This is a genomic window from Aeromonas sp. QDB23, assembly GCF_027707745.1.
Classification (GTDB): domain Bacteria; phylum Pseudomonadota; class Gammaproteobacteria; order Enterobacterales; family Aeromonadaceae; genus Aeromonas; species Aeromonas allosaccharophila.
This window is the reverse complement of record NZ_JAPCJA010000009.1, coordinates 74,791-86,026: the sequence shown is the minus strand read 5'-3', so window position 1 is coordinate 86,026 and position 11,236 is coordinate 74,791. Positions and strand designations below refer to the sequence as shown.

General features: G+C 59.3%; 11 protein-coding genes. 5 read left to right on the top strand and 6 right to left on the bottom strand.

Going from position 1 to position 11,236, the window contains the following annotated elements:
• Positions 1–89: 89 nt before the first annotated feature.
• From PG888_RS06500 to PG888_RS06485, 4 genes are all read right to left on the bottom strand, one after another.
• On the bottom strand, positions 90–2,243 hold the full coding sequence (locus PG888_RS06500; protein WP_182938820.1) for a S9 family peptidase: 2,154 nt from the start codon (positions 2,241–2,243) through the stop codon (positions 90–92).
• Between the two features lie 234 nt (positions 2,244–2,477).
• Entirely contained in the window at positions 2,478–2,909 is a 432-nt protein-coding gene (locus PG888_RS06495; protein ID WP_182938821.1) for a DUF411 domain-containing protein, read from the bottom strand.
• Positions 2,910–2,955: 46 nt separating this feature from the next.
• Positions 2,956–3,279 carry a hypothetical protein gene (locus tag PG888_RS06490; RefSeq protein ID WP_005342845.1) on the bottom strand — a complete coding sequence of 108 codons (324 nt, stop codon included), beginning with the start codon at positions 3,277–3,279 and terminating at the stop codon, positions 2,956–2,958.
• Between the two features lie 89 nt (positions 3,280–3,368).
• Complete coding sequence (locus PG888_RS06485) at positions 3,369–4,091, bottom strand: SDR family oxidoreductase (protein WP_182938822.1); 723 nt, start codon at positions 4,089–4,091, stop codon at positions 3,369–3,371.
• 143 nt (positions 4,092–4,234) lie between these two features.
• Between PG888_RS06485 and PG888_RS06480 the strand changes: the two genes are divergently transcribed.
• The 5 genes from PG888_RS06480 (at position 4,235) to PG888_RS06460 (ending at position 9,359) form a co-directional block, all read left to right on the top strand.
• Entirely contained in the window at positions 4,235–5,077 is an 843-nt protein-coding gene (locus tag PG888_RS06480; protein WP_182938823.1) for a LysR family transcriptional regulator, read from the top strand.
• A 101-nt stretch (positions 5,078–5,178) separates the two neighbouring features.
• Entirely contained in the window at positions 5,179–5,775 is a 597-nt protein-coding gene (kefF, locus tag PG888_RS06475; protein WP_182938824.1) for a glutathione-regulated potassium-efflux system oxidoreductase KefF, read from the top strand.
• A gap of 67 nt (positions 5,776–5,842) precedes the next feature.
• A complete protein-coding gene (locus PG888_RS06470; protein ID WP_270693005.1) occupies positions 5,843–7,699 on the top strand; it encodes a monovalent cation:proton antiporter-2 (CPA2) family protein in 1,857 nt (618 codons plus the stop codon).
• A complete protein-coding gene (locus PG888_RS06465) occupies positions 7,696–8,082 on the top strand; it encodes a SirB2 family protein (protein WP_182938826.1) in 387 nt (128 codons plus the stop codon). Before PG888_RS06470 ends, PG888_RS06465 begins: the two co-directional genes overlap by 4 nt.
• Positions 8,083–8,372: 290 nt before the next feature.
• Positions 8,373–9,359, top strand: a complete 987-nt coding sequence (locus tag PG888_RS06460; RefSeq protein WP_042057084.1) for a helix-turn-helix transcriptional regulator — start codon at positions 8,373–8,375, stop codon at positions 9,357–9,359.
• A gap of 854 nt (positions 9,360–10,213) precedes the next feature.
• Here PG888_RS06460 and PG888_RS06455 read toward each other — a convergent pair.
• Together PG888_RS06455 and rsmD are read right to left on the bottom strand one after the other, a co-directional pair.
• Positions 10,214–10,525: a DUF1145 domain-containing protein gene (locus PG888_RS06455; protein ID WP_042057085.1), complete on the bottom strand. Its 312-nt coding sequence runs from the start codon at positions 10,523–10,525 to the stop codon at positions 10,214–10,216.
• A complete protein-coding gene (rsmD, locus tag PG888_RS06450) occupies positions 10,509–11,138 on the bottom strand; it encodes a 16S rRNA (guanine(966)-N(2))-methyltransferase RsmD (protein ID WP_042057088.1) in 630 nt (209 codons plus the stop codon). The genes PG888_RS06455 and rsmD overlap by 17 nt, the downstream gene beginning before the upstream one ends.
• Between the last annotated feature and the right edge of the window lie 98 nt (positions 11,139–11,236).

Here is an 11,236-nt window from a genome sequence, read left to right as displayed (position 1 = left end):
AATTTGATATGAAGGGAAATGGAAGAGGGAAAAACTACGAGAGGATTCTTATGCGGCCCTTGCGTGACAAGGGCCGGAGTCATGATGGATCAGTTGGCCGGGGCGGCCAGATCCAGGATAAAGGCGTATTCCAGCGCGATATCCTCGTAGGCTTTGAAGCGGCCCGACTTGCCACCGTGGCCGGCGTCCATGTCGGTGTTCAGTAACAACTTGTTATCATCCGTTTTCAGCTCGCGCAGCTTGGCGACCCACTTGGCGGGCTCCCAATACTGCACTTGCGAGTCGTGCAGCCCGGTGGTGACCAGCAAGTTGGGGTAGGCTTGCGCCTTCACCTGATCGTAGGGGCTGTAGCTCTTCATGTAGTCGTAGTAGCGCTTCTGGTTCGGGTTGCCCCACTCGTCATACTCCCCGGTGGTGAGGGGGATGGACTCGTCCAGCATGGTGGTGACCACATCGACGAACGGCACCTGCGCCACCACGCCGCGATAGAGTTCTGGCGCCTGATTGATGACGGCCCCCATCAGCAGACCACCGGCGCTGCCGCCCATGGCGTAGACCTGATCTTTGGCACCGTAGCCTTGCTCCACCAGCGCCTTGGTGACATCGATGAAGTCATTGAAGGTATTCTGTTTTTTCAGCAACTTGCCATCTTCGTACCAGTGGCGGCCCAGCTCTTCACCACCCCGGATATGCGCAATGGCGTAGACGAAGCCGCGATCCAGCAGGCTCAGGCGCGAGCTGCTGAAGTCGGGATCCATGCTGGCGCCGTAGGAGCCGTAGCCATAGACCAGCAGCGGATTCTTGGGCGTATCGGCCTGCTCTTTCTTGAACTTGTCCTTGCGATAGACCAGCGACACCGGCACCGCTACGCCGTCGCGGGCTGTCACCCAGAGTCGCTCGCTGGCGTACTGGTCGGCCTTGAAACCTGCCACCGGCTGCTGCTTGAGCAGGGTGCGCTTGCCGCTCGCCATATCCAGCTCATAGGTGGAGGCGGGGGTGGTCATGGAGGAGTAGCCATAGCGCAGGGCGCTGGTATCCGGCTCCGGGTTGTAGGCGAGCCAGGTGACATAAGCGGGATCGTCGAAGGCGATCTCCTTCTCGTCACCGCTCTGCCAGTTGATCTGGCGCAGTCGGGTCAGCCCCTTGTTGCGCTCCTCCAGCACCAGCCAATCCTTGAACAGGGCGTAGCTCTCCAGCAGCACGTCCGGATTGGGGGCGATCACCGCCTTCCAGCGATCGACCGGGCTCTCTTTGGTCTCGTAGAGGCCGAAGTTCTTGCCGTCCTTGTTGGAGCGCACATAGAAGCGGCCGCGGTAGTGATCCAGGCTGTATTCGTGGTCCACCTGACGGGGCAGGAACAGGCGGGGGGCGTGTTCCGGCTGGTTGGCATCGATCAGTCGTGCTTCGCCGGTAGTCGTACTGGAGAGGGCGATGACGATGAAATCTTCCGAGGTGGTGGCGTAGAGGCTGACGTAGAAGGAGTCATCCTTCTCCTCGTAGACCAGCTTGTCCGTGGCCGGATCCGTCCCGAGCGTATGGCGATAGACCTGATAGGGCAGCAGGGTCTGCGGGTGCTTGCGCACATAGAAGACGGTCTTGTTGTCGTTGGCCCACACCAGATTGCCGGAGGTATTTTCCAGCTTGTCGGTGGCCCACTGGCCGCTCTCCAGATCGAGGAACTGGATCTGGTACTGACGACGGGAGAGGAAATCTTCCGCCACAGCCAGCCAGCGGTTGTTGCGGCTCACCTCAAGGGCGCCGAGGGCATAGAACTCGTGCCCTTCAGCCCGCTGGTTGCTGTCGAGCAGCAGGCTCGCCTGCTCTTCGCCGAGCTTGGTGCGCGAATAGATCCCGTACTCCTTGCCCGGCTCATAGCTGGTCTGGTAGCGGTAGCCATTCTTCACATAGGGCACCGACTCATCCTGTTGGGGGATGCGGGCCACCATCTCTTTGTAGAGCTGTTCGCGCAGGGGCTGGGTCGGCTTGAGCATGGCCTCGGTATAGGCGTTCTCGGCCTCGAGGTATTGCAGTACTTCCGGCGCCTGACGCTGGTCGTCGCGCAGCCAGTAGTAGTTGTCGATGCGGGTATCCCCGTGTTTTTTCAGGGTGCGGGGATGTTTGGCGGCCACGGGCGGCTGGATTGGATGTTCGCTTGTCAGCATGACGGGCTCTTCATTGGCATAAGTGGGGGGGAGAACTGTCAGAAAGGCTAGCAGCAGAACTCCTCGGGAAAAGGTAAACATGTCGCATCCTTGGCGCTGGAAAGGGTTGGTAGACCTGAGCATCGGCTCCATGAATTGGCATTAAATCTGCCCCTTGTTGCCGGTGGTTGCAAGCAATCCCTTGTTATTGCAGGAAATGTAATCAAAAAAAGCCGCTATCTCGCGATAGCGGCCCTCTTTCTGGCCATGAGCGGCAAGAGTCCGCTCAGGTGTGCCTCACATGATATGGGAGTGTCCTCTCATGACCAGTCTTCGTCAGCCGGGGTAGCTCGACCAGTGGGTGGTCGCGCCCTCGTTGCTGATACTCAGTACCTCATAGGGATGGCCCGGAATATCCATGCCCGGCGCACTCTGGGGCATGCCCGGAATGGTCAGGCCACGAATTGCCGGTTTTTCCCTGAGCAGCTTCTGCACATCGGCGGCCGGTACATGCCCCTCGATCACATAGCCATTTACGATACCGGTATGGCAAGAGGCCAGTTCCGGCGCGATACCGTATTGCTGCTTCACTGCGCCGAGCTGCTCGGTTTCGATGACCTCCAGTTCGAAGCCATTCTGCTCCATGTGCTCGTTCCAGCTTTGGCAGCAGCCACAATATCTGGATTTGTAGACGGTCATCTTCTCGGCCGCGAGAGCCGAAAAGCTGACGGTACCGGCCAGCATGGCCAGTAACAGGGGTTTGTACATCACTCACCTCAGATTGAAAGAAAAGATGCCCGATACGGGATGCGTTTCAGATCTGGGTGCGTGGGGGACGTTCGAGCCGCTCGCACGGGGCGTCCGGCATAAAGAGAGAGGGGGAGGCGAAGTCGGGGGTATCCGGTTCCAGCACGGCGACCGTCAGGCTGTCGCTGCCTACCAGTGTCATCGAGAGGGCGGTGGTAAAGCTGCCGCAGGGCATCGCTTTTTCCAGGGTACGCTCGCTCTGGCTGCAGTGGGTGGTCAGGGTACAGAGGTCGGTTGCGGCCCGGCTGCCAAACGACATCAACACCAGCACCAGACTCCACAAGGGGAGCCAGCGACGGGCGTGAGCGAGTTGGCGACGGGTGAGAACCATGGAATGACTCGAAAATAACAAGGGGCACATGGTAACCCTGTGCCCCGGGGGAGGGTCAAGCCCTCCCCATGGTGTCAGTCAGCCCGGATTCAAGGTTGCTGACGGGTCGCCGCCAGCACGATCTCGCGCACGCAGACGTTGGCAGGCTGGTTCCAGGCGTAGAGCACCGCATCGGCGATCACTTCCGGCGCAATAACGCCGCCCATCTGATCTTTCCAGTCGTGGTAACCGGCCTTGATGTTCTCGTCAGTGGTATGGCTGAGCAGCTCGGTCTCGACCGCACCCGGGGCAATGGTCACCATCCGTACGCCCACATCGGCCACCTCTTCGCGGATGTTCTCGGTCAGGGCGTGGACGGCGAACTTGGTGGCGCAGTAGGCAGCATGGCTCGGGAAGGTCTTGCGACCGGCGATGGAGCTGATGTTGATGATGGTGCCGCTGCGGCGCTCCTTCATCCCGGCCAGCACCGCGTGGACGCCGTTCAGCACCCCCATCACGTTGATGTTGAGCATCTGCTGCCACTCGGCCGGATCCTGCACGTCAGCCTGACCCAGCAGCATGACGCCGGCGTTGTTGACCATGCAGCCGACCGGGCCAAATTTGGCTTCCGCCTGCTGGACGGCGGCCTTCATGGCGGCGGTGTCGGTCACATCGACCCCGATGCAGAGGGTATCGGGCAGGTTCAGTGCCTGCATCGGCTCGACCCGGCGGGCCAACAGCAGCAGCGGATGACCGGCGGCAGAGAAGGCACGGGCGATGGCGGCACCGATCCCGGCGGAGGCGCCGGTGATCACGACGAGAGATTTGGACATGGGTCTTTCCTTCTGATTCAAGAGTCGGTTTGAGCAAACAGGTGGCTGGCCAGCACGGAACCCAATCACTATAGTCACTGCATCTATAAGTGATAAATATTGTTTTCCGCTGGTTATCATCTGAAAAAACTATGGTTGGGCTTATGCTGGACTTGAGATTGCTGCGTTTCTTCATCGCCATCTATGAAGAGAAGAACATCACGGCGGCGGCCGAGCGCTGCCACGTCAGCCAGCCCTCCCTCTCGGCGGGACTGCGCCAGCTGGAAGAGGCGCTCGGTGACAGTCTGTTTGTCCGGGGCAAGAAGGGGGTGGTGGCGAAAGATCCGGCCCACTATCTCTATCCCCACGCGGTCAAGCTGGTGGAGGAGGCGCGCCGTCTGCCGGAGTTGTTTCGCCAGAAAGCGACGCGCGCGAAGCTCAATATCGCCATCATGCCGGACTTGAGTCGCCGCTGGGTGGCCGGGCTGCTGCAGCAAGTACAGCGCGTGCTGCCGCAGCTGGATCTCACCCTCTCCGACTACACCACGCCCGCCGACTGCCGCTTGACGCTGGATGCCCTGCGCCGGGAGGACGAGATCTTCCTGCCGCTGTGGGAGGAGGATTACGTGCTCTGCGTGCCGGTCCACCATCCCCTGGCCAGCCGCGAAAGGATCGAGCTGGCCGAGCTGCAACATTATGATTTTATTGAGTGCCCGCCCTGCGAAGCCCATCAGCAGACTATCGGCCTGCTGGCCTGTGACCGCCTTACCCTCAATCTGGTGGCCAAGGCCGAGAGCAAGGGGCTGGTGATGGCGCTGGTGCTGGCGGGGGTCGGCATCAGTTTTCTACCGGACGGGCTGGTGGAGGATGAGGCGGGGCTCTGTACCCTGCCGGTGAGCGGGCCGCGGATGTTTCGCCGGATTGGGCTCTGCTATCCCGCCCACCAGACCCTCAATCCGGCGCTGCGGGAGCTGATCCCCGAGTTGGCAGGTTATGGCGCTTCCTGATAAGGTCGCTTTCCGGTGCACCTTTACGATGCAGCTCCCCAGACTCCCCTTTTCTGTTTACCGTGCCTTGCACTGCAAGGCTTTGTTCGGGTGATGTGGTCATGAAACGCATTCTGGTAATTTTTTCCCATCCCGCTCTGCAGAGCTCGCGGGCCAACAAGCAGCTGTTGCAGGCGATTGAGGGGCTGGAGGGGGTCACGGTTCACGACCTCTACCAGCACTATCCCGACATGTTCATCGATGTGAAGCGGGAGCAGGCGCTGCTCTGTGAGCACGACATCATCGTCTTTCAGCACCCGTTTTACTGGTACTCCTGCCCGGCCATCATGAAGGAGTGGATGGATCTGGTGCTGGAGTACGGCTACGCCTACGGCCCCGAAGCCCATGCCCTCAAGGGCAAGCAGTGGCTGAGCGCCATCACCACCGGCGGGGCGCCGGAGTCCTACTGCAGCGAGGGGTACAACAGCCGACCGCTGCTCGATTTTCTGCTGCCATTTCAGCAGGCTGCCACCTTGTGCGGCATGAACTGGCTGCCCCCCTTCGTGCTGCACTCCTTTCACAAGATCAAGGATCCCGCCGCCCTTCGCCGTTGTGGGCAGGATTACCGCCAGCTGCTTTGTGCCTTGCGTGATGATCACTTGACCCCGGAGCAGTTGGCTGGGCGCCCTTATCTGCGCGACTTGCTGGAGGTGCTTTGATGAAATACGGGCAGCTTGTTGGCCGAGCGCATGAGCCGGATCAGACCTTCACACGGAGGGCTGACTGATGGGCCACGGGATCCTGTTTGATGCCTTTATCTACCTCTCTGCCGCCGTTATCGCGGTGCCGCTGGCCAAACGCTGGGGGCTGGGCTCGGTGCTCGGCTACCTGCTGGCGGGGATCATCATAGGCCCCTTCCTGCTGGGGTTGGTGGGCGAACAGAAGGATGTGATGCACTTCGCCGAGTTTGGCGTGGTGCTGATGCTGTTTCTGGTCGGGCTGGAATTGCGTCCGGCCCTCTTGTGGCAGCTGAAGGGGCCGATCCTCGGCACCGGCGGCCTGCAGGTGCTGCTCACTACGGCGGCGCTGACCGGCGTGGCGCACCTGATCGGTCTGCCGCTGCAACAGGGGCTGGCCATCGGCCTGATCCTGGCGCTCTCCTCCACCGCCATCGTGTTGCAGAGCCTGCAGGAGCGCAAACTGATGCAGAGCGAGAGCGGTCGCTCCGCTTTTGCCGTGTTGCTGTTTCAGGATATTGCGGTCATTCCGATCCTGGCGATCCTGCCGCTGCTGGCCATCGCGCCGGTCGCCAGCAATGGCGGCTCCGAACTGGCGGGTTGGCAACATGGTCTGCTGGTGGTCGCGGCGATATCCGGCATCGTGCTGGGTGGCCACTACCTGATGCGGCCGGTGTTTCGCGCCATCGCCCAGTCCCATATGCGGGAGATCTTCGTCGCCGCCGCCCTGCTGCTGGTGATCGCCATCGCGGTGCTGATGGAGTCGGTGGGCCTCTCGCCCGCTCTTGGCTCCTTCCTCGCCGGTGTGGTGCTGGCCGACAGCGAATATCGCCACGAGCTGGAGGCGGACATAGAGCCGTTCAAGGGCTTGCTGCTCGGTTTGTTCTTTATGTCGGTGGGGGCGGGGATCGATTTTGGCCTGTTTGCCGAGCACCCCTTCCTCATCCCTACGCTGGTGGTTGGTTTGATGGCGCTCAAATGGCTGGTGCTGATGGCGCTCGGCTTTGCCATCCGCATCTCGCCGAGTCAGCGCTGGACCTTCGCACTGGCGTTGGCGCAAGGGGGCGAGTTTGCCTTCGTGCTCTTTTCGTTTGCGGCGCAAAACCGGGTGTTGCCCGGTGAGACCATCTCGCTGCTGACGCTGGTGGTGGCGCTCTCCATGGCGTTGACCCCGCTGCTGCTGATCCTCAACGATCGGGTGATCCAGCCCTGGTTCGATTACCGTAACCAGAGCGACACACCGCAGCATGAGCAACCTGAGCTGGTGGAGCATCCGGTGATCATCGCAGGCTTCGGCCGCTTCGGTCAGATCGTGGGGCGTCTGCTGCATGGTCACGGCATCGGCACTACCATCCTCGAGCAGGATGCCAGCCAGATAGAAACGCTGCGCAAGTATGGCTATCAGGTCTTCTATGGCGATGCCAGCCGGATCGATTTGCTCCATGCCGCAGGGGCGCACAAGGCGAAGTTGCTGGTGCTCTCCATCAACGATCCTGCCACCTCGCTGGCGGTGATTGAGATGGTGCAGAAGCACTTCCCGCACCTGAAGATCCTGGCGCGAGCGCTGGATCGACCCCATGCCCACGAGATCCTGCGGCACGGGGTCGAGAGCGTGCACCGGGAAACCCTGGGCTCGGCGGTCGATCTGGGGGTGGAGGCCCTGACCCAGCTTGGGTTTAGAGCCAACCAAGCCTGGCGGGCGGGGCAGACCTTCAAGCAGCACGATAACTGGTTGTTGCGCGAGCAGGTCAACTATCTGGACGACGAACACACTTATATCAACAAGAGCCTGCAATACCGGGAGATCCTCTCCGATCTGTTGCAAGACGACGAGGAGGGGCAGGAGCGTATCCATGCCCACAACTGGAACAGCGGGCTACCCGACGACGACAAGGAAGCAAAATGATTGCCTATTACCCCATGTTCAAACACCTGCATATGACGCTGGCGCTGGTCAGTCTGCTGCTCTTTATCTATCGCTGGAGTCTGGCGCTGGCCGGCAGCGATCGGTTGCAGCAGAAGTGGCTGAAGATCCTGCCCCATATCAACGACACCTTCCTGCTGCTGTTTGGTGTGCTGCTGGCGGTGACCTTGCAGCTGAGCCCCGGCCAACAACCCTGGCTGATGGCCAAGCTGATGGCACTGGTGCTCTATATCGGTCTGGGTGTCATGGCGCTCAAGCGCCCGGCCCGCGGTCAGAAGCTGGTGGCCGGTGTGGCGGCGCTGGCGGTGTTTGGCTACATGGTCGGTGCAGCCATCACCAAGTCAGCCTGGTCGTGGCTGCTGTAAATGATTCGGGGGAGGTACGCCTCCCCCTATCGAGATATTATTCTGTTTAATTATTTTATTTTGGATTGTTTACCTGTCGCAAGTTCATCCCCTAGAACTTTAATTTGATGGTTTTGTTGCTGATTTTATCCCTCTCCGCCCCTGCTTTTTTCATATTTTCTCTTATATATCAACATCATGATTGTGTTTGTATGAAAATGGCGACAGTTGTCGCAGCAAAACTTGCGACATAGACTGTCGCAAGTCACGACTAGCATACAGTCAACGCTAAACCAGTGAAGGCAAGCACCATGAGCAAGAAGCTGTTACGACAACTGACCTTGGCGCGTTGCATCCCGCACCGCCCTTACAAGCTGACCGCCAGCCAACTCCAGGTAAAACTGGAAGAGGAAGGTATCCACGTCAGTCTGCGTACCGTGCAACGGGACCTGGAGGAGATGTCCGGCATGGGACTGTTCGACCTCACCTCGGACGAGCGCAGCAAACCCCATGGCTGGTGCTTCGAGCGCCACGGCCTCAATGACTTTGCCAATATCATGCCGCTCTCGCTGGCTGTGGCCCTGAAAACCTGGAGTGATCAGGCGAGCCAACTGTTGCCGGCGAGTGTACTGACCGAATTGAATCCGCTGGTCGACAAGGCGAGCCAGGTGATCCGCGACAGCCAGAGTGAACTGGCCGAACGCTGGCTGGAGAGTGTCCACCAGTCACCGCGTCCGTTTGCCGGCAACCCGGAGATCCGCCGCAGCACCCTGATCCGCGATGCGCTCTGGCGTGGTCGCAAGTTCAGTGCCGAGATCCAGCGCGTGATCAAAGAGCGCACCGTGTGGCTCTGCTACGACCGTATCAACCCGCTCGGCATTCTCAATCAGCCGGACGGTCCGATCCTGCTCTGCACCCTGTCCGAGCTGGATCCCAAGGTCTACGGTATCCCGTTTGACCATATCAAGAACGTGGAGCTGACCAACTTCAGCGCCACCCAGCCGAAGGATTTCAATATCCAGAAGCTGATCCGCGATCAGGGCTATCAGGATGTGAGCGGCCCGATCCGCTTCGTCGGCCGGATCGATGCCAACAGCCAGTCGCTGGTGGATAATCAGATCCCCGGCAACAACCCGCGCATGACCCGCTATGACAAGCGCAGCGTGGTGGTGGAGACCGAAGTGCAGGACACCCCGGAGTTTCGCAGCTGGCTGAACAACATCAGCGGTGAACTGGAGGTGCTGGCACCGGAATCGCTGCGCAAGGCCTATCTCAATCCGGCCAACCGCTTGAGCTGATTAAGAAATTGCATGTGAAGAGTCGAGCCTGGTCTCGGCTCTTTTTTTTTGCTGTTTTTTTAAGCATATTTATTCAACTAATTTTTAAGTCTTAACGACAGGATTGAACCGTTTTCCTGCCCCGTTTTTGGGGGCGAAACCCGTGTAAGAGATCTGCCATAGCCACTGTAAGAGGCTGGCGCTTTGAACCGTACGCGAAGCCATGCCAGAATGATCGAGATTTCCTGTGAAACTAATTAACTATCTGATATTAAAGGGTTAGTTTTTAAGTTTGTTTTTTGAAATGGGAGCGGCATCAGATCTTTATCATCGGATGGCCCTTGTTCGGGGTGCGCATTTCCTTACTATGGGTCTCACAAGGACGGAGCTGGTCCGGCAGGATGCAGGGCAGCGCATAAAGATGGAATAGTCCGCAGGATGTGGACAAGGGACACCTCAGGATGAGCTCGATAATCAGGATGATTATCGTCACGGATGAATAAAGGAACACCGCAGGACGCGGCAGGACACTCTCGGGATGAGAGCAGAACGAACGGAACCTCGTTCTTCAGGATGAACAGGACCTCGCCGGATGCGAGAGGAATACTTCAGGATGAAGTGAGATAACCCGGATGGTTATCGGTCAGGAAGACGCAAGGACCCCCACAGGACGTGGTAATGGACACCTCCAGGATGGAGACAGTGAAGCAGTTCAGGATGAATTGCCAGGCCAGGAACGCCGCAGGACACGCCAACGGATTGGAAAGGGGATATTCCAAAGGATTAGGATAACGTCAGGGATTGCAGGGAGCATTGCAGTTCTACGGACAGGACGACACGACTCTAGGGGACGGCTACCGCCGTCCCCTTTTCTTTTATGGTTTGCCCGAGAGATTGCCGCGCTGGGCGGCGTTGACGATCTCTTGCAGGCGCTGACGAATGTCGACCATGCCAAACACACCAAATATCAGCACAGTGACAAACTCGGTCTTGGTGACCGCGAAGTAGCGTTTGCAAGCTGCCTTGATCATGCTGGCCTGCAGCCAGTGCAGCAGCGCGACAATTACGCCGCAGACCGGCAGAAAACCGTTGAGTTTGCCGGGCAGCGGGGCAATCAGGCTCACCAGCACGCCAAACCAGAAGAACAGTACCAGCCCCATCGCCAGCAGATTAAAGACTCGCTTCATTGTTTACCTCCCTTAGATAGAGTTGGTAGCAGACCTGGCCTGCTTGTTTGTCCTTGAGCAACTGCCAGCTGGCAGGCAGCGCCAGATCGGCCATCTCTTTTTCCCGCTCCAGATAGATCAGGGCATCCGCTGCCAGCCAGCCGCGCTGCTCCAGCAGTTCGCAAACTTGCGGCAGCAGCTCGCGGCGAAACGGTGGATCGAGGAACACCAGATCGAAAGGGGTGGCAGGGCCTTGCAGCCAGCTCACCGCATCAGACTGGATCACCTGACCCTGACTGCTGCCGAGGGCGGCCAGATTCTTCTTGATCTGGTCGGCGGCCCCCTTGTCCATTTCGATCAGGGTCACCTGCTCGGCATAGCGCGACAGCGCCTCCAGGCCGAGTCCACCGCTGCCGGCAAACAGGTCGAGGCAGCGGGTGCCGCGAATGTGGGGGGCTAGCCAGTTGAAGATGGTCTCTTTGACGCGATCCGTGGTGGGTCTGAGCCCTTCCACATCCTTGACCGGCAATTTGCGGCCTCGCCACTGGCCGCTGATGATTCTTACAAAGCCCGATTTTCCTTGCGGGGCGGGACTCTTGCTCGGGTTGCTACGGCTGGATTTCACTCTGGGCATCGCGTTTCATCGTCAGAAAATAAAGTGGTAGTATAAGGCGGTTCATTTTTATGCCGACCCGCCAAGGGACGGCTATCTTAGCAGTCAGCCTTTGATGT

What these genes read in the sequence shown, in the direction of transcription:
- PG888_RS06500 (WP_182938820.1), bottom strand. Translation starts at nt 2,243, where the DNA reads ATGTTTACCTTTTCCCGAGGAGTTCTGCTGCTAGCCTTTCTGACAGTT.
- PG888_RS06495 (WP_182938821.1), bottom strand. Translation starts at nt 2,909, where the DNA reads ATGTACAAACCCCTGTTACTGGCCATGCTGGCCGGTACCGTCAGCTTT.
- PG888_RS06490 (WP_005342845.1), bottom strand. Translation starts at nt 3,279, where the DNA reads ATGGTTCTCACCCGTCGCCAACTCGCTCACGCCCGTCGCTGGCTCCCC.
- PG888_RS06485 (WP_182938822.1), bottom strand. Translation starts at nt 4,091, where the DNA reads ATGTCCAAATCTCTCGTCGTGATCACCGGCGCCTCCGCCGGGATCGGT.
- PG888_RS06480 (WP_182938823.1), top strand. Translation starts at nt 4,235, where the DNA reads ATGCTGGACTTGAGATTGCTGCGTTTCTTCATCGCCATCTATGAAGAG.
- kefF (WP_182938824.1), top strand. Translation starts at nt 5,179, where the DNA reads ATGAAACGCATTCTGGTAATTTTTTCCCATCCCGCTCTGCAGAGCTCG.
- PG888_RS06470 (WP_270693005.1), top strand. Translation starts at nt 5,843, where the DNA reads ATGGGCCACGGGATCCTGTTTGATGCCTTTATCTACCTCTCTGCCGCC.
- PG888_RS06465 (WP_182938826.1), top strand. Translation starts at nt 7,696, where the DNA reads ATGATTGCCTATTACCCCATGTTCAAACACCTGCATATGACGCTGGCG.
- PG888_RS06460 (WP_042057084.1), top strand. Translation starts at nt 8,373, where the DNA reads ATGAGCAAGAAGCTGTTACGACAACTGACCTTGGCGCGTTGCATCCCG.
- PG888_RS06455 (WP_042057085.1), bottom strand. Translation starts at nt 10,525, where the DNA reads ATGAAGCGAGTCTTTAATCTGCTGGCGATGGGGCTGGTACTGTTCTTC.
- rsmD (WP_042057088.1), bottom strand. Translation starts at nt 11,138, where the DNA reads ATGCCCAGAGTGAAATCCAGCCGTAGCAACCCGAGCAAGAGTCCCGCC.